This window comes from Streptoverticillium olivoreticuli subsp. olivoreticuli, from assembly GCF_003391135.1.
Taxonomy (GTDB): Bacteria; Actinomycetota; Actinomycetes; order Streptomycetales; family Streptomycetaceae; genus Streptomyces; species Streptomyces blastmyceticus.
The window spans coordinates 7,484,678-7,509,163 of record NZ_CP031455.1; the positions used below are offsets into that span (position 1 = coordinate 7,484,678).

At 69.0% G+C, this 24,486-nt stretch carries 23 protein-coding genes; 15 read left to right on the forward strand and 8 right to left on the reverse strand.

Features of this window, described 5'->3' with window-relative positions; genetic code table 11:
- Nucleotides 1-85 precede the first annotated feature (85 nt).
- Nucleotides 86-511 (reverse strand): ribonuclease domain-containing protein, encoded by a 426-nt coding sequence (locus DXZ73_RS32475; protein ID WP_116216019.1) that lies wholly within the window; start codon nt 509-511, stop codon nt 86-88.
- 224 nt (nt 512-735) lie between these two features.
- Here DXZ73_RS32475 and DXZ73_RS32480 point away from each other — a divergent pair, with 224 nt between their 5' ends.
- The 5 genes from DXZ73_RS32480 (at nt 736) to DXZ73_RS32500 (ending at nt 4,621) form a co-directional block, all read left to right on the forward strand.
- On the forward strand, nt 736-1,383 hold the full coding sequence (locus DXZ73_RS32480) for a helix-turn-helix domain-containing protein (protein WP_116214531.1): 648 nt from the start codon (nt 736-738) through the stop codon (nt 1,381-1,383).
- Nucleotides 1,380-1,577 carry a DUF6126 family protein gene (locus DXZ73_RS32485; protein ID WP_116214532.1) on the forward strand — a complete coding sequence of 66 codons (198 nt, stop codon included), beginning with the start codon at nt 1,380-1,382 and terminating at the stop codon, nt 1,575-1,577. The genes DXZ73_RS32480 and DXZ73_RS32485 overlap by 4 nt, the downstream gene beginning before the upstream one ends.
- A gap of 83 nt (nt 1,578-1,660) precedes the next feature.
- Nucleotides 1,661-2,332 carry a transcriptional regulator gene (locus tag DXZ73_RS32490; RefSeq protein WP_116214533.1) on the forward strand — a complete coding sequence of 224 codons (672 nt, stop codon included), beginning with the start codon at nt 1,661-1,663 and terminating at the stop codon, nt 2,330-2,332.
- Between the two features lie 4 nt (nt 2,333-2,336).
- Entirely contained in the window at nt 2,337-2,855 is a 519-nt protein-coding gene (locus DXZ73_RS32495) for a GNAT family N-acetyltransferase (RefSeq protein WP_116214534.1), read from the forward strand.
- A 218-nt stretch (nt 2,856-3,073) separates the two neighbouring features.
- Nucleotides 3,074-4,621, forward strand: a complete 1,548-nt coding sequence (locus tag DXZ73_RS32500) for an FG-GAP-like repeat-containing protein (RefSeq protein WP_162890408.1) — start codon at nt 3,074-3,076, stop codon at nt 4,619-4,621.
- Nucleotides 4,622-4,696: 75 nt separating this feature from the next.
- On the opposite strand, the gene DXZ73_RS32505 is transcribed toward DXZ73_RS32500, so the two are convergent.
- The gene (locus tag DXZ73_RS32505; protein ID WP_162890409.1) at nt 4,697-6,274 is read right to left on the reverse strand and encodes a S1 family peptidase; all 1,578 of its coding nucleotides are present in this window, start codon (nt 6,272-6,274) and stop codon (nt 4,697-4,699) included.
- A 91-nt stretch (nt 6,275-6,365) separates the two neighbouring features.
- On the reverse strand, nt 6,366-6,878 hold the full coding sequence (locus DXZ73_RS32510; RefSeq protein ID WP_240351594.1) for a hypothetical protein: 513 nt from the start codon (nt 6,876-6,878) through the stop codon (nt 6,366-6,368).
- A gap of 500 nt (nt 6,879-7,378) precedes the next feature.
- Here DXZ73_RS32510 and DXZ73_RS32515 point away from each other — a divergent pair, with 500 nt between their 5' ends.
- A complete protein-coding gene (locus tag DXZ73_RS32515; protein WP_162890410.1) occupies nt 7,379-10,738 on the forward strand; it encodes an ALF repeat-containing protein in 3,360 nt (1,119 codons plus the stop codon).
- The gene (locus tag DXZ73_RS32520) at nt 10,735-11,160 is read left to right on the forward strand and encodes a hypothetical protein (protein ID WP_116214538.1); all 426 of its coding nucleotides are present in this window, start codon (nt 10,735-10,737) and stop codon (nt 11,158-11,160) included. The genes DXZ73_RS32515 and DXZ73_RS32520 overlap by 4 nt, the downstream gene beginning before the upstream one ends.
- 94 nt (nt 11,161-11,254) lie before the next feature.
- On the opposite strand, the gene DXZ73_RS32525 is transcribed toward DXZ73_RS32520, so the two are convergent.
- Together DXZ73_RS32525 and DXZ73_RS32530 are read right to left on the reverse strand one after the other, a co-directional pair.
- Nucleotides 11,255-11,452, reverse strand: a complete 198-nt coding sequence (locus DXZ73_RS32525) for a DUF397 domain-containing protein (RefSeq protein WP_116214539.1) — start codon at nt 11,450-11,452, stop codon at nt 11,255-11,257.
- On the reverse strand, nt 11,449-12,270 hold the full coding sequence (locus DXZ73_RS32530; RefSeq protein ID WP_116214540.1) for a helix-turn-helix domain-containing protein: 822 nt from the start codon (nt 12,268-12,270) through the stop codon (nt 11,449-11,451). Before DXZ73_RS32530 ends, DXZ73_RS32525 begins: the two co-directional genes overlap by 4 nt.
- Before the next feature lie 133 nt (nt 12,271-12,403).
- Between DXZ73_RS32530 and DXZ73_RS32535 the strand changes: the two genes are divergently transcribed.
- The gene (locus DXZ73_RS32535) at nt 12,404-12,625 is read left to right on the forward strand and encodes a hypothetical protein (protein WP_116214541.1); all 222 of its coding nucleotides are present in this window, start codon (nt 12,404-12,406) and stop codon (nt 12,623-12,625) included.
- Nucleotides 12,626-12,957: 332 nt separating this feature from the next.
- On the opposite strand, the gene DXZ73_RS32540 is transcribed toward DXZ73_RS32535, so the two are convergent.
- The 3 genes from DXZ73_RS32540 to DXZ73_RS32550 all read right to left on the reverse strand — a co-directional run bounded on the left by DXZ73_RS32540 (nt 12,958) and on the right by DXZ73_RS32550 (nt 15,321).
- Nucleotides 12,958-13,695, reverse strand: coding sequence for an ALF repeat-containing protein (locus DXZ73_RS32540; RefSeq protein WP_162890411.1), 738 nt, complete (start codon nt 13,693-13,695; stop codon nt 12,958-12,960).
- 162 nt (nt 13,696-13,857) lie between these two features.
- Nucleotides 13,858-14,562, reverse strand: coding sequence for a DUF6875 domain-containing protein (locus DXZ73_RS32545; protein ID WP_116214543.1), 705 nt, complete (start codon nt 14,560-14,562; stop codon nt 13,858-13,860).
- Nucleotides 14,563-14,691: 129 nt separating this feature from the next.
- A complete protein-coding gene (locus DXZ73_RS32550) occupies nt 14,692-15,321 on the reverse strand; it encodes a LysE family translocator (protein WP_116214544.1) in 630 nt (209 codons plus the stop codon).
- 264 nt (nt 15,322-15,585) lie between these two features.
- On the opposite strand from DXZ73_RS32550, the gene DXZ73_RS32555 reads away from it, so the two are divergent.
- From DXZ73_RS32555 to DXZ73_RS32585, 7 genes are all read left to right on the forward strand, one after another.
- Complete coding sequence (locus DXZ73_RS32555) at nt 15,586-16,305, forward strand: UTRA domain-containing protein (RefSeq protein ID WP_116216021.1); 720 nt, start codon at nt 15,586-15,588, stop codon at nt 16,303-16,305.
- Between the two features lie 246 nt (nt 16,306-16,551).
- Nucleotides 16,552-17,532: a sugar ABC transporter substrate-binding protein gene (locus DXZ73_RS32560; RefSeq protein WP_116214545.1), complete on the forward strand. Its 981-nt coding sequence runs from the start codon at nt 16,552-16,554 to the stop codon at nt 17,530-17,532.
- Nucleotides 17,529-18,569 (forward strand): ABC transporter permease, encoded by a 1,041-nt coding sequence (locus DXZ73_RS32565; RefSeq protein WP_116214546.1) that lies wholly within the window; start codon nt 17,529-17,531, stop codon nt 18,567-18,569. Before DXZ73_RS32560 ends, DXZ73_RS32565 begins: the two co-directional genes overlap by 4 nt.
- The gene (locus tag DXZ73_RS32570; protein ID WP_116214547.1) at nt 18,566-19,354 is read left to right on the forward strand and encodes an ATP-binding cassette domain-containing protein; all 789 of its coding nucleotides are present in this window, start codon (nt 18,566-18,568) and stop codon (nt 19,352-19,354) included. Before DXZ73_RS32565 ends, DXZ73_RS32570 begins: the two co-directional genes overlap by 4 nt.
- 177 nt (nt 19,355-19,531) lie before the next feature.
- Nucleotides 19,532-20,650, forward strand: coding sequence for an ROK family glucokinase (locus DXZ73_RS32575; RefSeq protein WP_116214548.1), 1,119 nt, complete (start codon nt 19,532-19,534; stop codon nt 20,648-20,650).
- Nucleotides 20,647-21,216: a hypothetical protein gene (locus DXZ73_RS32580; protein WP_240351595.1), complete on the forward strand. Its 570-nt coding sequence runs from the start codon at nt 20,647-20,649 to the stop codon at nt 21,214-21,216. Before DXZ73_RS32575 ends, DXZ73_RS32580 begins: the two co-directional genes overlap by 4 nt.
- Before the next feature lie 260 nt (nt 21,217-21,476).
- The gene (locus DXZ73_RS32585; RefSeq protein ID WP_116214549.1) at nt 21,477-24,422 is read left to right on the forward strand and encodes an AfsR/SARP family transcriptional regulator; all 2,946 of its coding nucleotides are present in this window, start codon (nt 21,477-21,479) and stop codon (nt 24,420-24,422) included.
- Nucleotides 24,423-24,486 lie beyond the last annotated feature (64 nt).

The window sequence follows — 24,486 nt, forward strand, 5'->3', positions numbered from 1 at the left end:
GCGGAGGTCCCGCCGTCGGAGGTGACGGCGGGACGCAACTCGCGGTGGGTGCCGGGCCCGTGCGGGCCCGGATGGGTCAGCGGGCTCAGCAGGTGAAGTCGACCAGGTCGAACGTCGCGTAGTGGTCGGCGGTGTAGTAGTCCTCGTGCTGCTGCCGGCCGGTGATGATGCGGCGGGCGCCGCGGTCCGGGGCACCGGGGGTCTTGACGGTGTACTCGTGGTAGTAGCCGCCGGCCTGCTGCGGCAGCACGCCTTCGCGGTTGGAGAAGACGATTCCGTCCCTCGGATAGGGGAAGGGGCCGCCGTTGTCGATGAGGGTGATGGTGTCGTGCGCCTGGGACGGCAGGTCCCCGTAACAGATGTCGCCGACGATCTTCACGGAGGCGGTGGCGCTGACGGAGGCCGGGTGGGCGGCGGTGGGAGTGGCGGCGACGGCGGGGCCGCCGAGCAGCAGCACCGAGGTCAGGGCGGCGAGCGCCGCGGTACGCGTGAAACGAGGGGGGTTGGTCATGACGCCCAGCATGACGCGCGTAGCTCATGACATGTCAATGCCAAAAAGAAGAGTTTCCCGGCTGTTCACCGGGGTGGTGCGAGAGATGAAGTGATCAAGAGAAACCCATGAAGAGCCCTGGTGGAGGGCCCGGCGGAATCTTTGCCTCAGGCTCTCGGGCCGGATGATTTGCCTTGCAGGCAAAAACTTTGCCTCTGAGGCATGGGCGGGGCTATACCGGACACATGAGCCCGTCGCCCGACCTGGCCGCGCCACCCGGCCCGGCCGACCTCGCAGACCTGCCGTCCGTCGCCCCACGCCTGCGCGACCTGCGCAGACGCAGTGGCCTGACCCTGGAGGCCGCCGCCGCGCGCGTAGGCCTGTCACCCGCGCACCTGTCCCGCCTGGAGACCGGCCGCCGCACCCCGTCCCTGCCGATGCTGCTGACGCTGGCACGTACGTACGGGACGACGGTATCGGACCTCCTGGGCGAGGCGATCCCCGAGCGCGATCCCATTGTGCGCGCGGACCGCATGGAAGCCCAGGAGTCCGGCGGCTGGACGTACTGGCGGGCCGGCGGCTCCGGGCGGGCCATGCAGGCGCTGCGGCTGCACGTGCCCCCGGGCGCGGGCGACCAGGCCGAGCTGGTGCGGGTGCACCCCGGCGAGGAGTGGCTCTATGTCACCGGTGGGCGGCTGCGGCTGACCCTCGGCGAGTCCGTCCACGTGCTGGACCCCGGCGACGCCGCGCACTTCGACTCGCTCACCCCGCACCGCATCGCCGCCGCGTCGGGCGGCGGAGTGGACCTGCTGTTCATGCACACGCTGATGCAGAGCGGCGCGACCGAGCTCTGCCTCGGCGGCGCCGCACCGACCCGGAGGGGAATGCCTTGAGCAACGCCTCGCAGGACCTGAACACCGCCGACGTCACCACTGCCGCACCGGCTGCCGAACCGGTGGTGAAGAAGGTGAACGAGCAGGACCGGGCCCCGATGTCGGTGACGATCCGGATCTTCATCTACCTCGTCGCCGTCCACTTCTTCGCGGCCTTCCTCTTCCTCCTCTTCTACCTGGCCGGGGCCAAGTGAGCGCGGCGCCCCGGCGCCGGGCCGCGATCTTCTGACAACCTGTTCCCGGGGCTCCTCACCGCTCGGGACAGGAAGGCGTCAAGATGGCTCGTACGGCCCGGGAAGTGCTGGCGGACGCGGTGGGCGGGCTCGCGCCCGACGACGGGGCGAACCCGCTGGTGCCACTGATCGCGACGGGCGAGGCACCCCGCGAGGTCTTCGCGGCCCTCGCCCTGGAGCAGCACCACATCATCCCCGGCGACCGCCGCAGCTTCCTGCACCTGGCCGGCCGGGCGGCGCCACAGCCCGCCGTGGCCGCCTTCTTCCGCTTCCTCGCGGAGGGCGAGACCGAGGCCCTGCACCGCTTGTCGGCCCTCGCGACCGCCTGCGGCCTGGACGAGGACGCGGTGCGGGCGTACGAGCCACAGGCCGGCTGCCAGGCCTACCCCGCGTACGCGGCCTGGCTCGCACTCGGCGCCGAGCCCGTCGACGCGGTGGTCGCGCTCACCGCCAACTTCGCCGCCTGGTCCGGCTACTGCGGGACCGTCGGCCGCGCCATGCGCGACCACTACGGCTTCGACGACCGCGCGTGCGCCTTCTTCGACTTCTTCGCCGAACCGTCCCCCGAGGCGGAGGAACTCTCCCTGGCAGCGGTCGCCTCCGGCCTGACCACCGGCCTGCTCTCGGAACCGACGGCCCACCGCTACGGCCGCCTGATCCAGTCCTACGAGCTGATGTTCTGGGAGACGCTCGCTGTACGCCTCGCTGTACGGTGAGGCCATGGTGATCTACCACGTCGCGTCCCTGGAGGACCGGAAGCACGCCGAAGCGATCGACAACTCCTTCACCACCGACACGGTCCTCGAAGTGACGGCCACCGACGGGGAAATCCGCATCCGCTCCGTCCCCGTGGACCCTCCGGTGCGCAAGGTGTATCCGGATGACGAGGAGAGCGAAGGCGAGGACCATGTCATCGTCGCCGTCGACACCGAGGGCCGGGTGCGCGGCGCGATCACCCTCGCATACGCCCCCTGGAACCGCCGCCTCCACATCACCGACTTCAGGGTGTCCCCGACTCACCGAGGCCGGGGCATCGGCACTGCTCTGATGGAGCGAGCTCTGGCCCACGGTCGTGAACTCTCCGCAAGGACGGCCTGGCTGGAGGTCACCAACGTGAACGCCCCTGCGGTGCGGGCTTATCGCCGCATGGGGTTTGCGCTGTGCGGTCTGGACACGTCGCTGTACGTGGGGACGGAGTCGGAGGGGGAGACGGCGCTGTTCATGAGCCGGGGGTTCTGAGCACGGAAACATGATCATTTGGTGAGTGGGAATTTGCGACAATGACCGGGCTCTGCGGCGTCATCGTGCCGCAAGGCTCGACCAGGCCGCTCCATGGGCGGCCCTGATTCACGGACTTGATTCCCATACATACTTCAAGAAGTCGTTCAGCGCCTTCCGCTGGGCGTCGCTCACCGAACTCCCGTGTGCCGGCTGGGCTGGCCGTGTACGCAATGGTCGTGGCGCTGCTGACCGCCGGTTTCGGCGCCGCCCGTACGCAGTCCGCGCACGCATCCCCCGCCGACTGGAAGGTGCCGCGGCTCGCGGTGATGCCTCTGGGTGACTCGATCACCGAGGGCGCCCGCAGCACCACGAACTCCGGATACCGCGGCGAACTGTGGAACCGGTTGACCCCGCACGCCGACAGCCTGGACTTTGTGGGTTCGCAGCAGCACGGCCGACAATTGGCCGACCGGGACCACGAAGGGCATTCGGGCTGGCGGATCGACGAGTTGTCCGTCAATATCGAAAAGTGGCTGGCGGCGGCGCGCCCCAACGCGGTGCTGCTGCATATCGGCGCCAACGATGTGGATCAGAACTATCACGCGGACACCGCCCCCGACCGACTCGGCAGCCTGATCGACCAAATAACGGCAGCCGCGCCTGGGGTGACGGTACTGGTCTCATCACTGGTTCCCTCAACCAATCCTGAAACCCGGGCACGTATCGAGAAGTTCAACACCGCGGTGCCAAGAGTCGTCGACGAGCGGCGGAAGAGGGGATTGGACGTCGGGTACGTCAGCATGGCCGAAGTCACCATCCAGGACCTCGGTGACTGGCTCCACCCCAATGACGGTGGATATGTCAAGATGGCCAACGCGTTCTACAACGGCATCGCCCGGGCGGCCGCAGACGGCTGGATCCGCGAGCGCGTCGATGTCAGGCCCGTCTCGCCTCACAAACTGCCCTTGGGCGATTACCAGGTTGACATCAACGGTGACGGCCGGGCGGACTACCTCGTGGTCGACGAATACGGCGCCGTCAGCGCCTGGCTCAACAACGGTGACAAAAACCATGTCGCCTGGACCAAAGCGGGCCGGAACGGCCGGATCGCCACCGGTGTCGGTGCGTCGGGCGACCAGGTGCGCTTCGCCGACATCAACGGTGATGGCCGAGCCGATTACCTGGTGGTCGATGACAGTGGTGCCGTTCATGCCTGGCTCAACGACAGCACCACAGGCCAGGACAAGTGGACCGACACGGGTACCTTCGCTCCCGGTGGCCGTGTACCCCGTGACCAGGTGCGCTTCGCCGACATCAACGGTGACGGCCGAGCCGACTACCTGGTTGTCGACGAGCACGGTGCCGTACACGCCTGGGTCAACAACGGGATCGGCGGCCACGACGGGTGGACCGATGCGGGCGTCATCGCCACCGGTGTCGGCGTGCCGGGTGACAAGGTGCGCTTCGCCGATGTCAACGGCGACCGGCGGGCTGATTACCTGGTGGTCGATGACAGTGGTGCCGTTCATGCCTGGCTCAACGACAGCACCACAGGCCAGGACAAGTGGACCAAGGCGGGCGTCATTGCCACTGGCACCGGGGCACCCATGGATCAGGTGCGCTTCGCCGACATCAACGGCGATGGCAAGGCGGATTACCTCACGGTCGACGACATCGGCGTGATCCGCGCTTGGGTGAACAACGGGGGAGACGGCCATGACGAATGGCCCGGGATCGGCCCGGTCTCCTCTGCCGCCGCCCCAGGAAGCAGAATCCGGATCTGAGGTATGAGGACGAACCGAGACACGGCGCAGCCTGCATCACAAAGTGGAATGCAGGCTGCGCCGTGAGTGACGGGATCAGCCGACGAGCTGGATCTCGGGGCGCGTCGTGCCCGCCGTGCTCACATCGGGGTAGTAGCTGAGCGGTCCGGCGGCCCAGCGGATGAGAACGTCATAGGAGGGTTTGCCGTGGCCGGAGAACGAGCCCACGGTGAGGTTCTGGACGTTGTTCCAGGCCGAGTTGAGGGGACGAATGCGGGTCCTGTCGCGGTAGCCGGTGGGGCTCAAGGCGGAGAACAAGGTCGCCGAGCCGTCGCTCCAGCGGACCAGCAGGTCAGCGGTTCTGTCTCCGTTGAACTCACCGGAGCTGATCTGCATGGCGCCGGCCCAGCCCTTCTCCAGCTGGGACTGCTTCCCGATGCCGTTGGTGCCGAGGTCGGAATACAGGGTGGTCGAGTCGTCGTCCCACACAACGAACATGTCGTCGCGCAGAGGGTTGTCCGTGTAACGGCCGACCGCGATGAGGCGGGCACCCTTCCAGTAACTGCCGACGGCGCCCAGGGTCTTCTCCTCGTGGAAGCCGTTCTGGTCGACGTGGGTGTACGTCGAGAGCTTGCCGTTGGCCCAGCGCACGGTGATGCCGTCCGATCCGCTGCCGGTGAAGCTGCCGGCGGCGACGGCGCGGGCGTCCTTCCAGTAGCTGCCCGCAGGGGCAACCTTGTATTCAGCGGAGAAGGGATACTGCGGCAGATCGTGATCGGCGCCCTGGAAGATACTGGCTGAGCCGTCCTTCCAGGCGACGAACAAGTCCGTCCGGTCCTTGGCGGCCACGGAGTGGTCCGTGAAGTATCCGGACGTCATGTAGGCGGCGTTCTTCCAGTCGTCCCGGGGCAGGATGCTCGCTGAGGCAACGCTCTGGACCCACCCGGCGAGGTTGTCGACGCGGGCATTGACGGCACCCTTACGGGTCTCGTCCTCGTGACCGAAGCATCCGCCCTGCCAGGAGCGGGTGTTGATACCGACAAGCTCGTAACGACCGCCGATGTCGCGGAACGTGGGAGCTCCGGTATCGCCTTCGCAGACCGCGGCGTCGTTGGCCTTGCCACTGATGTTGACCGTGGTGTTCTGCACGGCGTCCACGGAGAACTTCGCGTAGTGCAATCGGTCGGGTACCCACTCGTCCTTGGTACGGCCGTAGCCGCTCACGAAGACGTCCTCGCCCGGCAGGGGGGTCTTGAAGCCGAGTTCCACGGGGGTGATGCCGGTGACGGGATATTCGAGCTTGGCCATGAGCAGGTCACTGCCCATGGCGGGGACGAGGTCCACGACCTTCACGACACTGCCGCCATCGCGAGTGAGGTCGGTGCGACCGATGGTGGCGACGGTCTTCAGCTTCGGCGCACCGGAAGCGCCGTCCGAGCTCCCCGGGTTGGCAGGGAAGCAGCTCGCGGCGGTCAACAGCCACTGGCTCTCGACGAGTGCGCCGGAACAGCTTCGCTCGCCGCCGATGTCGAGCTTCGCTGTGAACGCGTACGAGCCGTCCTTGGTGGCCGGACCGACGACAGCGTCGGCGGGGATGGCGGTCAGCAGGCTGGCCGCTGTGGTGGAGGCGAGGAGCCCGGCGACCAGGGCTGCGCGCGGACGTCTGACGGGCATGTGCTTTTTCCTGTCTGATTCTGGATTGGTGAGTCGGGCCATCGGAGAGTTGTCGGACCCGATGGCGGGCGCCGGGACGACGTCCCGTTGATCAGCTGGTGACGCGGAGCTCGACCAGGACAGTGGGGGCGGTCGGCGGGGTGCCCGCTGTGCCGACGCCCTTGGCGTCGTTCTTGGGCACGGTGACGGTCTGGGTCTGCCCCTCGGCGGTGAGACCGGCCTGGACGGCGACGTCACCGGTCATGATGTTGTAGACCTTGGGGATTTCCAACGTGAGTTGGCCGGTTCTGCCGGTTCCGGTGACCTTGAAGCAGTACAGGCCCCGCTCGCTCTGTCCGGGGTGGTCCATCGACGTCATGATCTGGATGTCCCTGGAGACCTTGCAGTCGGCCAGCAGGATGTGGCCGTCTCCCTTGCGGAGAGCGATGCCCTTTTCCTTGAGGATCTTCGCCGCGTTGGGGTAGTCAAAAGTCTCCACGGCGGACGGAGGTGTGGGCTCCTCCGTCGGCGCGGGCGCCGGTGATGCGACTGCGGTGCCTATGGCCCAGATACCGAAGACGAGTGAAGCGGACCCGATAGCGCCGACGGTCAGTGTTCTGCGCACACGATGTATCACCAGGAAAAGCCTTCCAGGATTTATGCAGCGATAGAGGGCCGCGCGAAATGACGAGATGAAGACAGCTGCGGTGGAACCTATCATCTCTCCTGACTTTGCCTGGACTTGATTTAACGTCAGGCTTTAAAGCCCAGGTGAAAGGATGTTTTATGGGCGTCTGAAATTGACGTGTCCATGTCGAATATGCTTCTGCTTTGCCAGAGGTGAAGCGCTTGCGGTCCGAGTTGACGGTGACTCAACTCTCCTGGTTGTAAGGGGTCGACACGGTTATGCTCACGGCGCCGCAGTGCGGCCAAGGACAACCGGCAAGGAGATGTTGAGCAGTGAGACGAAATACTCTCTTGACGAGACCACGGAGAAAGCGGAAGATTGGCGCCCGCTTATTGTGCCTGGGGATTCTGCCGTCTGCGCTCCTGATGGGATTACTCGGAACAAGTCCTGCTGTCGCGGCGGGGACGCCGGATGCGACTGCCCTGGACCGCGGCCGTGTGGTGGAGTTGTGGACGACAGGTGGCCCGTCGGTCAAGGCCGCGGCCGAGGCCGCGCTCATGGGCACGGACGAGGACATCCGCAAGTTCCTCGGCAGTGAGAAGGACTTCGCCGAGCTCACCGATGACCGCATCAACGCGACCCGTGTCTTCACCGCGGGTGGAGTGAACGTCCGTGAGGCGGCCTACAAGGCGTTGTCCGGTTCACAGGAAGACCTACGTGCCTTCCTGAAGGACGGCTGGAAGGCGCCGTTCGAGACGGACATGCGCATCCGTACCACACAGATCATGGATGCGGGCGGTCCCGCGGCCAAGGAAGCCGCCCAGGCCGCATTGCGGGGATCGATCGATGATGTCCGCAAGTTCCTCGACGAGGGTCAGTACACGACCCGGGACAACGACGACCGGCTGCGGGCCACCCAGATCATGAGCGCGGGCGGCCCGGCGACGAAGGAAGCGGCGAAAGTCGCACTGCGCGGTTCCATTCAGGACATCCGCGAGTTCCTGGCGGTGGGTCAGAACATCGCCCGTTCCCGCGATCAGGAACGGGCCAGCGTCGCCCAACTCGCCGACCAGGCCAAGGAGGACGGCAAGGTCGCCAAGCAGCAGACCAATGCCGCCAAGGAAGCCTCGCAACGCGCGGTGAAGGCATCCGAGTTGGCGAAAATGGAAGCGAAGAACGCGGCCGCCGAGACGAAGGCGGCGGGCAAGGACGCGGGCCGGGCCGCGAACGCGGCGGGCCGGGCCGCCGACGCGGCACAGGGCGCTGCCAATGCCGCGCAGGAAGCCATCGACGCGGCACAGGCGGCGAACTACGCTGCCCGGATGGCCGCGAGCGCTGCCGCGAATGCCGCTGCCGCCGCCTCGGCCGCCGCGGCAGCGGCGTCGAGGGCCCGCGACGCGGCGGCCGGCGCGGCGACGGATGCAGGCATGGCCGCAGCCGCACGCCAGGCCGCTGAGGACGCGGACGCTGCTGCACGCGCGGCCGAGCGGTCGGCGGACGCCGCCAAGGAAGTTGAGGTCGCGGCACGCGCGGCCGGTGCGGCAGCGGACGCGGCCGCGAGTGCGGGCTCCAACGCCGATGCGGCGGCCGACGCCGCTGAGGAGGCCAGCGGTTACGCGGGGCAATCGAGTTCCGAAGCGGCTCGGGCCAAGGCATGGGCGGCGACGGCGCGCAGCCAGGCACGGGAGTCCCGACGGGCCGCCACCGCGGCACGGGACCTCGCCTACGAGGCCGCTGACGCTGCGGCAGAAGCGCGAGAGGCTGCCAACTCGGCTGCCGGACACGCCCAGCGGGCAGCTGCCGCCGCCAGACGGGCCGCCGAGCACGCCGGTGAGGCGGCAACGGCTGCCAAGGAATCATCGGAGCACGCCAAGGCGGCGAAGGAAGCCGCCGACAAGGCGTCCGACGCGGTCGCCACCGCCAAGAAGATTCACGACGTGGCGACGAAGATCGAGGCCGAGGGGCTTCAGTCCAGGACCGCGGCCGGGATCGAGCAGGCCAGGGCCGAGAAGAAGGCCCAGGCTCTGGGCAAGGCGGAAGCGGAGCGGGCGGACAAAGAGGCCAAGGACCTCGCCGACGAAGCCGTACGCCTTACCACTGAAGCCGCCAAGCCCGGCACGGACACCAAGGACGCGGTGGCCAAGGGACGCAGGGCTGCCGTCCTGGCGATGAAGACCCGCGGCCCCTGGAGCCAGATGGCCGCCAAGACCGCACTGACGGGCTCCGACGACGCTGTCCTCGCGTATGTGCGCACCGGGTGGCAGGAGGCCGTGGCGCAGGACGAACGCGCAACGGTCCAGGCCCTTGCGGTCGACAGCAACTACGAGAGTGTCCGGAAGGCCGCCGGTGAGGCACTCAAGGGGGATGCGAAGGCGGTCGGCGAGTTCCTGCGCACGGGTCGGCACGACGTAGCGCTGACCGATTACCGTATCCGTGTCACCCAGATCATGGGCAGTGGTGGGCCGGAGCTCAAGAACGCCGCCCAGGCGGCATTGAGAGACGGCTCGGTCGGCAAGCTCATCGAATTCCTTCGGAACGGCCAGTACGCCGCCCAGGTCACCGATGATCGCGTCCGTGCCGCTCAGCTGTCGGACAGCGGTGGCGCGGAGACGAAGGCAGCGGCCAGGATCGCTCTTGAGGGAACCGACGATGCCCTGCACCAATTCATTCAGGTCGAGCAGCACTCGACGGCCCGCATGGACCACCTCACCGCCACCCATGTCGCAGCCGTCCAGCAGCTGATCGCCGAAGCCGCCGGTGCCGCAGCCATCGCACACAAGGACGCGGCGGAAGCGGCCATCGTCGCGGTCAAGGCCAACCAGGCTGCTGATCAGGCCAAGGTCTACGCCGACGAAGCCGCGAAGGCAGCTGGCCAGGCCAAGGAATATGCCTCCCAGGCCGGCGGCTATGCGAAGCAGGCCGAGGCATCGGCAGCCGACGCCGCGAAGTCCGCGCGAGCCGCTGACGCGGCGGCGACGGCAGCGGAGAACGACGCCAACGAGGCCGAATACTCCGCATCACGCGCTTTGGTCTCCGCCGAACAGGCAAGCGCCTCCGCTCAGTCGGCCTACGCTTCCGCGGGCGCAGCCCGCGCTTCGGCCGACGCGGCGGGCAAGGACGCCGCAGCGGCTGACGCCGCCTTCCGGGATTCTTTCGCTGCCTACGAGCAAAAGTACCGCCAGGAAGAGGAGATTCGCCGCGCGCAGGCGGAGATAGCCCGGCAGTCCGAGAAGATGCTCTCGAACATTGAGCGGTGGCAGCTGCAGAATATGCGGATGGCACTTTCCGGGGATGCCAAGACGGGTTCCCCGGACGCGTTCTGGCTTGCGATCCAGTGGGCGACCGGAACAGGCAAGAAGGTCGACACGTACGGGCCGGGCGACAAGTTTACTCAGCAGCTGCGCGGGGATCACTCGATGGACACGGTGCGCAAGGAAATCCTGGAGAAAATCGCCAAGGGCAAGGATGTCGGTAAGGGTGGTTACGGGGTATTCAAGAAGGAGAAATATACTCGATTTGCGACCGATTATTTGTACCTGGAATCGTTCGGCCAGACGGGTGCCGTTCAAAACTGGTGGACCGACGGGAAGTATGGCACCCAGACGTCCGTCTTCGTCGGCTCGTACGATTACGATTACGAAGTCGTATCGCAAGATGCCCGAGCAGGCAAGATAGAGGTGAAAATCACCGTCACGAACAATACCACCATCTCTTCCTTTACGCACCTGCCGGGCATTCAATCATGGATGGAGAATCACGTGGGCGGACCGCTCGATAAATTGGCAAATCGGGTCGGTGGCCCCTTCAGGACGAAGACACAGAAGGCAAGCTGGATCGAGACGATGGATGCTCGATGAAGAAAATAGTCATCCCGATCGCCGTACTCTGCGGAGCTGCGCTGGCAGTGGGCGCTGCGGTCTTCCTCTCCACCGCCGAACCATACGGCTCGGCGGAGCCGAGTGAACTTGTCGGTTCCTGGCACGGGAGTCAGGGCGCGGAGCTGACCCTGCGCAAGGACGGGTCGCTCAGCGCGGTGAAGGTTCCCACTGACTTCTCCGACTCCGGGGATCCCATCAAGCCGTTTACGGGCAAGGGGACATGGGAGCTGAAGGCGAAGTCGGACTTCGACGACCAGGAGATCGATGTGTCGCTCGGTGAGGTATTCGGATCCAAAATAGGTATTTACCTGCAGGTCAAGGGGAAGGGGGCCCGGGACGGTCTGGCCATCCCTGTCTCCGTGGACACTGCGCAGAGGTTTGCCTTCAAAAGGGACTCTTAGGCGGCTGACTTAAGAGCTGGTGGCCGGATCCGGTGATCCCGGTCAACCCTGACCTTCGAGACGGCTCCCCTAAGGGAGCCGTCTCGAACGCGGCCTATGCAACGGCCTTGACGTGATAGATGAAGGCCGCCCACGAGGCGCGCTCGAAGACGAGGGCCGGGCCGTTGGTGTCCTTACTGTCACGCACAGGGACGACATCGGCCAGGCCCTCGCCTATCTCTATGCAGTCCGGTCCACCATTGGTGCTGTAGCTGCTCTTACGCCATATGACGGGCAGTTCACTTGCGGTCATGAGCCTGGCTCCTTCAAGTGTTCGCGGATCAAGTCGGCGGATTCTTTTGGCGGCAGAGCCACCGCGCGCAGAAGATCATAGGCGTGGACCGCCTCGGCGATCTCGCGCGGTTCCAACGCCATCCGGCCCTGGGAGAAGCCGTCGATGTACAGGACATCCGCACCTTCATCGAAGCCCATGAGGGTGAACGGTCCGGCCAGGCCCGGGTGTGCGCCGGCTTGCCGCGGGATTACCTGAATGACATTGCGGGGGTCCGCACCGATCTCAAGAAGTTTTTCAAGCTGGGCGCGCATCACCTCCGTTCCTCCGATGGGCCGGAGGAGCACGGGTTCGTCGATCACGAACCAGCAGGCGGGCGGCACTTCGCGCTCGAAGATCGCTTGCCTGCTCATGCGCACGGCGACTGTGTCGTCAAGATTGACTGCTCGGACCGCTTCGAGCATCGCCCGTGCGTACTCCTCTGTTTGGAGAAGTCCGGGGACGACCTGCCCCTGAAACGCGCGGATCGACGTGGCGTCCTGCTCCAGCTCTACATACGGCAGGAACCACGGCGGGTACGCGAACGTGAGCATGAGCGGATGCAGTCTCCCGAAGTGCCCGCCGGTCTTCAGCGCCGCATCCAGGTCCCGAGCGAGCTCTTTGGACGGAACCCGCTTTGCCGACTCAACCTTGCTGATCATCGACTGCGTGGTGTGCGTCTTCTCGGCCAGTGCCTCCTGGGACATGCCCGCCTCTCCTCGGAGCCGGGAGGTCTCGGAGCCGAAGAAGGCGAGGAGCGAGCGCGTCGGGTCCGGTGCCGGGCCGGTCTCTTCGGCCATATGTTTGACCCTTTCCATGACGGTGCCGGTGTCATGAGTTTTGGTCTAGCCACCGTAAGCGATGTGACGCAACTCTCGGATCACAACAGGGAGTTGCCCGCTCCGCATGAGCGGCACACGGAGGTTCGAACGGATGACGAACATGACGCCATGGGGGACGGGCTACCGCTCCGGTGCGCTGGTGGTCGACAAGGAGACCGGCGCTGTGGGCGTGACGCAGGGTGTGGCGGGGCGGATCCACACCGTCAAGTCGGTACAGGACGGTTCCTTGTGGACGGCGCACTCGACGCGCCTGCGCATCGCCACAACGGAGGAGCGCGCGAAGCTCGGGATCGGCCCCCGGAGCGTGCACTGATGGGAGTCATCTCCTTGCCGCACACATCCGGCCCCGGCGTCGTGGTCGGCGGCATAGCCGACCGGTGTCCCACCTGCGTCGGTTTGAAGAACGCCCAGCGCTGGGCATGGGCAACCGCCGACCATTTCGCCGGAGCCCACGCGGCGCGCGCGTTCCACCGGCACTGGGAAACGCATCACCGCTCACCGTCATGGTGGCACTGCGCACCCTGACCCCTGGTGCCCAGCAGACGATTGCAGAAGCCCTGCCGAAGTTATCCTCGGGCAGGGCTTCTGTGTCCCCTCTTTGCAGGCTCCGGTGAACAGGGGAGCAAGAGTTGAGCGGCTGGAGCGTCAGCTCCGGGGTCCCTTGTCCTTGGCGCGGGCTATGTACTGCCCGGTCTTGATAAAGGCGACGCGGTCCTCAGGTGTGCCCTTGAGCGCGGCCTTGGCCGCCTTCCTGACCTCGGGGCCGCCTTCGTTGAAGATGCGGGAGATGAGGACGTTGTTGTCGTCGTCCCGGGCGATGTACTGGCCGGTCTTGAGGAATGCGACGCGGTCTTCGGGGGTGCCCTTGAGTGCAGCCTTGGCTGCCTCCCTGACTCCGTAGCCGCCTTCGTTGAAGATCCGCGAGATAAGGACGCTGTTGTCTGTGTCCCGCGCCTCGTACTGGCCGGTCTCCAGGAACTTCCTCACATCGGCGGCGGTTCCCCTCATCGCCGCCTTGCCTGCCGCCTGCACCGAGGGGCCGCCGGCGTTGATGATCTGGGAGGCGAGGATCGCGTCGTCGGTTTCGCGTGCCAAGTACTGGCCGCTCTCCAGGAAGGCGCGCATGGCCGCCGGGCCGTTGGCGATGGCCGCGTTGCCGTCGTCGGCCAGGACGGAGCCCGGCTTCGCGGCACTGACGATGCGCAGGATCTCGATACGGTCGTTCTCGGCGGGCTTCTCCGCCGGGGCCTGGCCGGGGGCGCTCTGGGCCGGCGGCGTGGACGGGGCCGGAGCGGCGGCGTTCGCGAAGGCCGGTGAGGCGAGCAGGACGGCCGGGGCAATGGCGGTGGCGGTGATCAGCGCGGCCATTCGGGACAGCTTCAAGACGGCAATCGCCCTTCATATCTCAGATTTGGTCGGGTCGATTGACTGTATGGGCCACGCGCACCTTGATCCATGGGTTTGATCCAGACAGTTGGCGGGTTCTCGACGCACCGGTCAGGGCGGTGATGCCGACCTGATCGGTGCCGGTCACGCACGAGCTCGTTATTGGAGGAACGGGCACCGCCCCACCTCCCCCCGCGCCAACTCCAATTCCTCCCGCGCCCGTTCCCGCGTCGTCGCGCTCGCCGACCCCTGATGCTCGAGAAAAGCCGCCACGAACCCCGCCCGTCGCTCCGGCGGATAGCGCTTCTCCGTCAGGAACGGCAGGTCGTTGGCGACCATGCTGCGGACGACCAGCAGGGGAGTGTCGCTGTGCAGTGGGCGGAAGGCGGGGTTGTGCAGGCCCGGGCCCGGGTGGTCGGGGAAGAATTCGCCGAGCATCATGCCGTTCGCGACGAACTCCGGTTTGAGGCGGTCGTGGGCGCGGACCACGGTGGTCGCGTCCACTCCCGGCAGTACGAGGACGATTGTCTTGTCGATGGTGTGCGGGCCGCTGTGCGGCTCCATCGCCTGCCAGTGCGTCTTGAGGGCGGTGGCGGCCGTCAGCAGGTCCGGTTCGTCGGAGACGGGCGGGTCGGCGAGGGCGAAGCGGAGCAGGCCCAGTCGTTGGGAGAGCGGTACGAAGGGGCAGACCGCGCCGCGGCGGCCGAGGTCCGGATGCGGTCGGGCGACGTGGGTGGAGACCCAGTCGGCCACGGGTAGGAGCAGGTCGTGCGCGGCGGCCTCCAGCTGGTCGTACAGCCGGAGGCGCGAGGGCCTCGCGCGGCCGCTGTTCGAAGAGTCGTCGAAGGCGTATCCGTGGCTCATGGTGCGGTCCCCCCGTTGTCATGGCGCCTTTGAAGACAGAAACGAGGCGGACCGGGAGCGAGGTTGAGCGTCGGTGTCCGAAGTCGCACGGTCATGGTCGGTGGCGCACCTCCATCGTGACCACGGCGCCTACGCCGCCAGGGCGGAGCCGAACTCGACCAGCAGTAGGGCGGACGCCGTCAGCAGCAGTACGCCGGAGCCGCCCAGCAGCAGCCGGTAGCCGCGGGTGCCGATCCGGTGGCGGGCGCGGGCCACGATCAGGGCGAGCGCCGCCTTGCTGCCGACGAGCAGCGCGTAGAAGCCGAGGAGGAAGCCGCCCGCGCCCGGCGGGCTGTCCCGCCAGGCCGCCACCAGCAGCGGCGCCCCGGTCGTCAGCCAGAAGACCCACGGGTGCGGGCTCAGCAGATTGATCAGCACCCCCTGACGCAACGTCCGCCGGCCTTCGGCCCGGATCACGGCGGCCTCCCGTACCGCCGGGATCTCGGCGGTACGGGACTCACGGATCGTCGACGCGGCCAGCCAGGCCAGGAACAGCCCGCCGATCACCCCTCCCGCCGAGACCGCCCGCCCCGGCAGCACGGACAGCACCGTCACCGAAAGGACGATCACCGGCAGGTCGGTGATCAGCGGCACCGCCGCCACCCGCAGCCCCACGCCGAGCCCGCCGCGCAGCGTCCCCGACAGCACCAGGGCGAGCAGGGGGCCCGGGCTGATGCCGGCGCTGAAGCCCAGCGCCACCCCCAGAGCCAGCTCTTCCATGACCTCGCCTTCCCCTCGGCCGGGCAGGACAGGAGCACATCCAAAATCGGTGCATATTCACCGATATCTACGTTGTATCTGCATTGCACAAGACGCGAGTCGTCGGCGCGGAGTTGACGGCCGGGTCACCCGTACCGGTAAGGGAAGAGCCGGGTTCCATTGATGGCGGGGAAATGTCAGGACAACCTGACCTCCGAACTTCCCGTCATCCGGTCCCCCGGTTACGCTCCCTTCGTGGCGACCCATCGATCCCTCCAGTTCAGCCTGGACCGCAGCAGTCCCGTACCGCTCTACTACCAGCTGTCGCAGCAGCTCGAAGCGGCGATCGAGCAGGGCGCGCTCGCCCCCGGCAGCCTCCTCGGCAACGAGATCGACCTCGCCGGCCGGCTGGGGCTGTCCCGGCCGACCGTCCGGCAGGCCATCCAGTCGCTGGTGGACAAGGGCCTGCTCGTACGGCGTAGGGGCGTCGGTACCCAGGTCCTGCACAGCCAGGTCAAGCGCCCGCTGGAGCTGAGCAGCCTCTACGACGATCTGGAGGCCGCCGGTCAGCAGCCCGCCACACAGGTGCTGCGCCATCTGGTAGAGCCCGCCACGGCGCGGGTGGCCGCCGCGCTCGGGGTCGCCGAGGGCGCCGACGTCGTCCTGATCGAGCGGCTGCGCCTCGCGCACGGCGAGCCCATGGCGCACCTGCGCAATCACCTTCCCGTCGGGCTGCTCGACCTCGACGGCGGGAAGCTGGCGGAGACCGGCCTCTACCGGCTGATCCGCGCGGCGGGCATCACCCTGCACAGCGCCCGGCAGACGGTCGGCGCCCGCGCGGCGACCGCCGAGGAGGGGACACGGCTCGCCGAGCCGGAAGGCGCGCCGCTGCTGACGATGGAGCGGACGACGTACGACGACACCGGACGTTCGGTGGAGTTCGGCTCGCACATATACCGGGCGTCGCGCTACTCCTTCGACTTCCAGCTGCTGGTGCGCCCCTAGGGCGGCGGGCAGGTCAGTCCGTCAGAATGTTCGGACAAAGTCTTGACGCGGTGTGGCGTCCGCCACTAGAACTCCACCCACATGCGGCAGCCCCGCGCGGGCCCGCCGAAGCCCCGGCGGACGGCGGTGACGGATGGTGACGGATACTTGGGCGGTTGGGCCCGCAGGACCGGGGTCCGGCCGCACCGTGAAAGACAGTGAGAAGGGCAACTCCTCGTGGCAAGGGTTCGGACAGGCGTACGCGCGGTGAGCGCCGTGCTGGCAGCGGTGCTCGGCGCCACCCTGGCGGGGTGCAGCAGTACGGGCGGAAAGCGCGCGGAGGAGCGGGCGGCCAAGGCCTCCCAGGGGCGCGCCAATGTCGACACGCCCCGCTGGACCTTCGCGATGGTCACCCACTCGGGCGATGGCGACACCTTCTGGGACATCGTCCAGAACGGTGCCAAGCAGGCAGCGGCCAAGGACAACATCAAGTTCCTCTACGCGCACGACGTCGAGGGGAACAAGCAGGCCCAGAACGTGCAGGCCATGATCGACCAGAAGGTCGACGGCCTGATCGTCACCCTCGCCAAGCCCGACGCGATGAAGGACGTCGTCGCCAAGGCGAAGAAGGCCGGCATCCCGGTGATCACCGTGAACTCGGGCTCCGACAAGTCCATGGAGTTCGGGGCGCTCACCCACATCGGCCAGGACGAGACCATCGCGGGCGAGGCCGTCGGCGAGGAGCTCAACAAGCGCGGCAGGAAGAAGGCGGTCTGCGTCCTGCACGAGCAGGGCAACGTCGGCCACGAGCAGCGCTGCGCGGGCGTGAAGAAGTCCTTCAAGGGCGATCTGCAGAACCTCTACGTCGAGGGCACCAACATGCCCAACGTGCAGTCCTCCATCGAGGCGAAGCTCCAGTCCGACAAGGACATCGACGCCGTCGTCACGCTCGGTGCGCCCTTCGCGCCCACCGCCGTCAAGGCCGCCCAGCAGGCCGGCAGCAAGGCCGAGGTCGACACCTTCGACCTCAACGCCAAGGTCGCCGACGCCCTCCAGGACGGTTCGCTCGGCTTCGCCGTCGACCAGGACCCGTACCTCCAGGGCTACGAGGCGGTCGACCTGCTCTGGCTCTACAGGTACAACCGCGACATGCTGGGCGGTGGCCGGCCGGTCCTCACCGGCCCGCAGATCATCACCAAGGACGACGCCAAGACCCTCGCCGAGTACACGAAGCGGGGCACCCGATGAGTACAGCCACCACCGCGCAGGCCGACGAACGCCTGCTGCGCCAGGGCTATCTGCGCCGCCTGATGGGCCGCCCCGAGCTGGGCTCGGTCGTGGGCGCGGCGGCGGTCTTCCTCTTCTTCTCGTTCGTCGCCGACAGCTTCCTCCAGCCGTCCAGCCTGTCCACCGTGCTCTACGCGTCCTCGACGATCGGGATCATGGCGGTGCCGGTGGCGCTGCTGATGATCGGCGGCGAGTTCGACCTGTCGACCGGCGTGATGGTGACCAGCTCCGCGCTGGTCTCCTCGATGTTCAGCTACCAGATGACGGCCAACGTCTGGGTCGGCATCGGGGTGTCCCTGCTGATCACCCTGGCCATCGGCTTCTTCAACGGGTTCATGCTGACCCGCACCAAGCTGCCCAGCTTCATCATCACGCTCGGCACCTTCCTGATGCTCACGGGCCTCAATCTGGGCTTCACCAAGCTCATCAGCGGCACCGTCTCCACCAAGACCATCGGCGACATGGAGGGCTTCGACTCGGCCCGCGCGGTCTTCGCCTCGCACCTGTCGATCGGTGACGTCGACCTCCAGGTCACCATCCTGTGGTGGTTCGGCCTGGTCGCCCTGGCCACCTGGGTGCTGCTGCGCACCCGCGTCGGCAACTGGATCTTCGCGGTCGGCGGCGGCTCCGACGCGGCCCGCGCGGTCGGCGTCCCCGTCAACAAGACCAAGATCGGTCTGTACATGGGCGTCGCGTTCTGCGCCTGGATCTCCGGCCAGCACCTGCTGATGTCGTACGACGTGGTGCAGTCCGGCGAGGGCGTGGGCAACGAGTTCCTCTACATCATCGCGGCCGTCATCGGCGGCTGCCTGATGACCGGCGGCTACGGCTCGGCCATCGGGTCCGCGGTCGGCGCGTTCATCTTCGGCATGACCAGCAAGGGCATCGTCTACGCCCAGTGGAACCCGGACTGGTTCAAGTTCTTCCTGGGCGCGATGCTGCTGCTGGCGACGCTGCTGAACGCGTGGGTCCGTAAGCGTGCGGAGGCGAGCAAATGACCGCTCTGGTGGAGCTGACGGACGTCAGCAAGTTCTACGGGAACATCCGCGCCCTCGAAGGGGTCTCCCTGGAGGTCCACGCGGGCGAGATCACCTGTGTCCTCGGTGACAACGGCGCGGGCAAGTCCACCCTCATCAAGATCATCGCGGGGCTGCACCAGCACGACGCCGGCACCTTCGCGATCGACGGCGAGGAGATCCGGCTGGGCTCGCCCCGCGAGGCCCTGGACCGTGGCATCGCCACCGTCTACCAGGACCTCGCCGTGGTCCCGCTGATGCCGGTCTGGCGGAACTTCTTCCTCGGCTCCGAGCCGACGAAGGGCGCGGGCCCCTTCAAGCGGCTGGACGTCGCCAAGATGCGCGAGACCACCCGCGCGGAGCTGCTGCGCATGGGCATCGACCTGCGCGACGTCGACCAGCCCATCGGCACCCTCTCCGGTGGTGAGCGGCAGTGCGTCGCCATCGCGCGGGCGGTCTATTTCGGGGCGAAGGTCCTGGTCCTGGACGAGCCGACCGCCGCGCTCGGCGTCAAGCAGTCGGGTGTGGTGCTGAAGTACGTGGCCGCGGCGCGCGACGCCGGGCTTGGCGTGGTGCTGATCACGCACAACCCGCACCACGCGTATCTGGTCGGTGACCGGTTCGTCCTGCTCAAGCGGGGGGCGATGGCCGGCAGCCACGCGAAGTCGGAGATCGCGCTCGACGAGTTGACGCGCCAGATGGCGGGCGGCAGCGAGCTCGACCAGCTCAGCCATGAGCTGGCACGGGCCACCTCCGGCGAGGAGTGACCTCCGGCCCCCCGCCCGGGGCTCCCTCCTGGACCGCGCGATGCGGTACCGAACGGCTCCGTGAGGCACAATCGCACCGACCGTATACGTGAGGCGCAGCCTCCAGAGACCAGCGCAGGGACACCGACTCGTGCGAGCACGCCCCCGTACCGCCAGGCCCCACGCAGTGGAGGCACGATGAGCATGTACCGCGAGCTCCACCGGGGTGCGGCGAGAGCGACCGTGCTCCGTACGGTGGGCACCCGTGAGCGCCGGTCGCACCTGACCGCCCCGCGCGTCCCCACGGTCGGCATCGACATCGGCGGCACCAAGGTGATGGCGGGCGTCGTCGATGCCGACGGCACCATCCTGGAGAAGATCCGCACCGAGACGCCGGACAAGTCCAAGAGCCCCAAGGTCGTCGAGGACACCATCACCGAGCTGGTCCTGGACCTCTCCGACCGGCACGACGTGCACGCGGTGGGCATCGGCGCGGCCGGCTGGGTCGACGCCGACCGCAACCGCGTGCTCTTCGCCCCGCACCTGTCCTGGCGCAACGAGCCGCTGCGCGACCGCCTCGCCGGCCGCCTCGCCGTCCCCGTCATGGTCGACAACGACGCCAACACCGCCGCCTGGGCGGAGTGGCGCTTCGGCGCGGGCCGCGGCGAGGACCACCTGGTGATGATCACCCTGGGCACCGGCATCGGCGGCGCCATCCTGGAGGACGGCCAGGTCAAGCGGGGCAAGTACGGGGTCGCGGGCGAGTTCGGCCATATGCAGGTCGTGCCCGGCGGCCACCGCTGCCCCTGCGGCAACCGCGGCTGCTGGGAGCAGTACAGCTCCGGCAACGCGCTGGTGCGCGAGGCCCGCGAGCTGGCCGCCGCCGAGTCCCCGGTCGCGTACGGCATCATCGACCGCGTCGGCGGCAACATCTCCGAGATCACCGGACCGCTCATCACCGAGCTGGCCCGCTCCGGCGACGCCATGTGCGTCGAGCTGCTCCAGGACATCGGCCAGTGGCTGGGCGTGGGCATCGCCAACCTCGCCGCCGCCCTCGACCCGTCCTGCTTCGTCATCGGCGGTGGCGTCAGCGCCGCCGACGACCTGCTCATCGGCCCCGCCCGGGACGCCTTCCGCCGCCACCTGACCGGCCGCGGCTACCGCCCCGAGGCCCGGATCGTCAAGGCGCAGCTGGGTCCCGAGGCCGGCATGGTCGGCGCCGCCGACCTGGCCCGGCTCGTCGCCCGCCGCTTCCGCCGCGCCAACCGGCGCCGGGTCGAGCGCTACGAGCGCTACGCACAGGCCGGCCGCGGGTGACGGCCACCATGGAACTCCCCGAGCGCACCGCGACGCCGGACGAGCCGGACGGCGGCCGCCCCCGGCGCCGCTGGCTCAAGGCCGTGATCGTCTTCCTGCTGATCGCGATCCCCGCGGGCTACCTCTACATCTCCGCGATGCAGAGCCGCGGCGGCAGCGACTCCAAGAAGGAGCAGGCCGCCTCGACCGGCCTGGAGGAGGGCTGGCCGTCCCGGCTCCAGCGCCGCGTCTACGAGGTGACGGTGCCGTCCTACGCCGAGGACGTGGCCAACTACGAGACCAACTCGTGGAAGGCCAGCTCGCTGTACCTCCAGTTCACCACCACCCGCGCCAAGTTCGCGAAGTGGCTGACGGACGTCGGCACGAGCGCCTCCGCGCTCAAGAACGGCGAGGTCACGATCGACGACGACCAGGCGGCGGAGGTCGGCTGGAAGTTCGGCTCAGGACACCACTGGGTGGGTACGGTCCGGGAGCAGGACAAGCCCAAGCCGACGCTCTCCATCACCGCGAACCTGGACAACCCGGACTACCCACAGGTCTTCGTCGTCTCGACGACCACCCCTTGACCCCGTGTGACGGCTCGTGAGGCGGCGAACCCCTGCCGGAGGTTCCGGCGGGGGTTCGCCGCACCGCGGACCACGACGGTGCGCAGCGCACGGGAGCCAGCCCCGATGGCAGCCCGGCGACGTTAAAAGACGGATTGCCCAAAGGTAATATCCAGGCCAAGCGCACGCCGGGGACAACGTGCCGAGCACCCGGCGGGAAGACGGGGCCGGCCCGCCGTACGGCATGCGCGTCTGAAGGCGTCAATGGGGTGGGGCGGAAGATGGTCACCGGGGACGCCGGGCTGCGGTTCGCGCTGCTCGGCCGGCTGCGCGCGTGGCGCGGCGACAGGGAGCTGGAGCTCGGCTCCCCGCAGCAGCAGGCGTTCCTCGCGGTGCTGTTGCTGCGCCAGGAGCGGGCCGCCTCGGTGGCCGACGTCGTGGAGGCCCTGTGGGGCGAGAACCCGCCACCCCGCGCCGTGGGGGCCCTGCGGACGTACGCCTCGCGGCTGCGCAAGCTGCTGGAGCCGGAGCGGGCCGCGGGCGAGTCCCCCCGGGTCCTGGTGTCCGTCCCCGACGGCTACGCGCTGCACGTGCCGCGCGAGGCCGTGGACCTCGCCCGGTTCGAGGACCACGTCGTCTCGGCGGGCCGGGCCCGGGCGGCCGGACAGCTCGCGGAGGCCCGCGCCCGGCTGCGCCTCGCGCTGGAGCCCTGGCAGGACGACCCCCTGCCGGGCGTCCCCGGCGCGGCCATGGACGCGCACCGCGCCCGGCTCGCCGACCAGCGCCTGACGGCCCTCGAAGCCCGTCTGGAGCTCGACCTGGAACTGGACGGCCCGCAGCCGGTCCTCGCGGAGCTCGCCGGCCTGGCCGCGCACCATCCCCTGCGTGAACGGCTGCGCGCCCTCCAGATGCGGGCGCTGCACCGTGACGGCCGGTCCGCCGAAGCGCTCGCCGTCTACGACGAGGCCCGCCTGCAGCTGAGCGAGGAGCTCGGGCTCGAACCCGGCCGCGACCTCGCCGAGGCACGGGATCTGCTCACGGCGCCGGACGCCACCGGCGGCACCGGGCTCCCGGACCCGGCCGCGCCGCCGCTGCCCGCCCAGCTCCCGGGCGACCTCGCCGACTTCACCGGCCGCGCCACGCTCGTGGCGGACCTGTGCGCGCTGCTGACGTCCGACCGCCCCGGGGCCGCCGCCATGGTCGCGGTCTCCGGAGCCGGCGGGGTGGGCAAGAGCGCCCTCGCCGTGCACGTCGCGCACCGGGTGCGGGAGTCCTTCCCGCACGGACAGCTCTACACGGACCTCCAGGGCGTCGGCGGCCATCCGGCCGACCCGGCCACCGTACTGGGCTCGTTCCTGCGGGCGCTGGGCGTGGACGACGCCGCGATACCCGAGGGCCTGGCGGAACGCTCCGCGCTCTTCCGCACCCGGCTGGACGGGCGCCGCGTGCTCATCCTCCTCGACAACGCCCACGGCCCCGAGCAGGTGCGGCCCTTCCTGTCCGGGCCGCCCTCGTGCGCCGTCCTGGTCACCAGCCGCGCCAAGCCCGCGGTGCTGGCGTCCGCGCGCCTGGTCGACCTCGACGTCATGACCCCGGGCGAGGCACTCGAACTCCTGGGCAAGGTCATGGGCCGGGCCCGCGTCGCCGCCGAGGCGGACGACGCCGCCCGGCTGGTGTCGGCCTGCGGCCACCTGCCGCTGGCCGTACGGATCGTGGCGGCCCGGCTGGCCACGCGCCCCGCGTGGCCGCTCGGCGCGCTGCACGGCCGGCTCGCCGACGAGCAGCACCGCCTGGCGGAACTGCGCGTCGCCGACCTGACCGTCGAGGCCGCCTTCGCGCTCGGCCACGCCCAGCTCCGGCCGGCCCAGCAGCGCGCCTTCCGGCTGCTCGCCCTGCCCGACGGCCCGCACATCTCGGCCGCCGCCGCGGCCGCTGTCCTCGGTCTGCCGGAGCCGGAGGCCGAGGCGCTGTGCGAGTCCCTGGTCGACGTCAGCCTGCTGGAGTCCCCCACCCCCGGCCGCTACCGCTACCACGACCTGCTGCGCCTCTACGCGCGTGGACGCGCGAGCGCGGAGGAGTCCCCGGAGGGACGGGCCGCCGGCCTGCGCCGCCTGCTGAAGTTCCTGGTGTCCACGGTGCGGGCCTCGTACCCCGGCGCCCTCGACAGGGCCGAACGCCTGGGGATGACCGCGACGGTCCCCGGGCTGTCGTTCGCAACGGCCGAGGACGCCGGCGCCTGGCTGGCCGAGGAGGCGCCATGCCTGTTCGCGGCGGTGCGCCAGGCGGCCAAGGCCCCCGACGGCGCCCTCGCCCCGGCGGCCGACCTGCTGCTCATGACGGAGGAGCTGCTGGAACGCGGGCGCCCCGGGCCGGAGTTCGAGCAGGCGGCCGAGGAAGTGGTCGCCGCGGCGCTCCGCCTGGGCGACCGGCGCAGCGCGGGCCGTGCCTACCTGGCCCTCGGCCACGGCCACTACTACGCGGCCCGCCTCCGCGAACTGGTCGTGGTCTACCGCCAGGCGGTGGCGGCGAGCCGTGCGGCCGGCGACGCGCTCGTCATGGCCGACGCCCTGGTGCTGCTGGCCCGCTGCTTGTACCACCTGCGCCACCACGACGAGACCCGCGCCCTCCTCACCGAGGCCTTGGCGGTCTTCCGGGCGCACGCCGACCGGCTCGGCGAGGCGAACGCCCTCGGCGCGCGCTGCCGGGTGCGCCAGGCGGCGGGCGAGACGGCCCCGGCGGTCGCGGACGCGGAAGAGGCCCTGGTGCTCCATCAAGGTCTGGGCAACGGCCGCCGGGTGGGGTTCGCCCTGTACGAACTGGGCGTCGTCCTCGGCGCCGCCGGACGGACCGCCGAGTCCGCCGCACGCCTCACCGAGGCGCTGGCCTTCTTCGGCGACCGCCGCAACCGGCTGTGGGAAGGGCTCACCCTCTCCCGGCTCGCGGAGAACCGGCTCGCCACCGGCCGCGCCGAGGAGGCCGCCCAGCTGGCCAGGACCGCGGCCGCGACGCTGGAGGAGGTCAGGAACGACCGCGGCCGCGCCCACGCCCTGGCCGCGCTCGGCTCCGCGCTCGGCCGCATCGGGGACCACGACGGCGCCCGCGCGCACCGGCGCACCGCGCACGAGATCTGCGCCCGCCTGGGCATGCCGGAGGCCGACGACCTCCTCGCCCTGCTCGGCGACGAGCCCGGGCGCCGGGGCGGGCCCGAACCGGCACCGGTCCCCTGACGGGAGCGGCCCGCTCTCCTCGTGTGCCGAACCCGTCACGGCGGAACCGGTGTCACGGGCGATC

Bases quoted from the DNA above. Each gene is read 5' to 3' on its own strand.
- DXZ73_RS32475 (WP_116216019.1), bottom strand. From the start codon at position 511: ATGACCAACCCCCCTCGTTTCACGCGTACCGCGGCGCTCGCCGCCCTG.
- DXZ73_RS32480 (WP_116214531.1), top strand. From the start codon at position 736: ATGAGCCCGTCGCCCGACCTGGCCGCGCCACCCGGCCCGGCCGACCTC.
- DXZ73_RS32490 (WP_116214533.1), top strand. From the start codon at position 1,661: ATGGCTCGTACGGCCCGGGAAGTGCTGGCGGACGCGGTGGGCGGGCTC.
- DXZ73_RS32495 (WP_116214534.1), top strand. From the start codon at position 2,337: ATGGTGATCTACCACGTCGCGTCCCTGGAGGACCGGAAGCACGCCGAA.
- DXZ73_RS32505 (WP_162890409.1), bottom strand. From the start codon at position 6,274: ATGCCCGTCAGACGTCCGCGCGCAGCCCTGGTCGCCGGGCTCCTCGCC.
- DXZ73_RS32520 (WP_116214538.1), top strand. From the start codon at position 10,735: ATGAAGAAAATAGTCATCCCGATCGCCGTACTCTGCGGAGCTGCGCTG.
- DXZ73_RS32525 (WP_116214539.1), bottom strand. From the start codon at position 11,452: ATGACCGCAAGTGAACTGCCCGTCATATGGCGTAAGAGCAGCTACAGC.
- DXZ73_RS32530 (WP_116214540.1), bottom strand. From the start codon at position 12,270: ATGGCCGAAGAGACCGGCCCGGCACCGGACCCGACGCGCTCGCTCCTC.
- DXZ73_RS32535 (WP_116214541.1), top strand. From the start codon at position 12,404: ATGACGAACATGACGCCATGGGGGACGGGCTACCGCTCCGGTGCGCTG.
- DXZ73_RS32545 (WP_116214543.1), bottom strand. From the start codon at position 14,562: ATGAGCCACGGATACGCCTTCGACGACTCTTCGAACAGCGGCCGCGCG.
- DXZ73_RS32550 (WP_116214544.1), bottom strand. From the start codon at position 15,321: ATGGAAGAGCTGGCTCTGGGGGTGGCGCTGGGCTTCAGCGCCGGCATC.
- DXZ73_RS32565 (WP_116214546.1), top strand. From the start codon at position 17,529: ATGAGTACAGCCACCACCGCGCAGGCCGACGAACGCCTGCTGCGCCAG.
- DXZ73_RS32570 (WP_116214547.1), top strand. From the start codon at position 18,566: ATGACCGCTCTGGTGGAGCTGACGGACGTCAGCAAGTTCTACGGGAAC.
- DXZ73_RS32575 (WP_116214548.1), top strand. From the start codon at position 19,532: ATGAGCATGTACCGCGAGCTCCACCGGGGTGCGGCGAGAGCGACCGTG.
- DXZ73_RS32585 (WP_116214549.1), top strand. From the start codon at position 21,477: ATGGTCACCGGGGACGCCGGGCTGCGGTTCGCGCTGCTCGGCCGGCTG.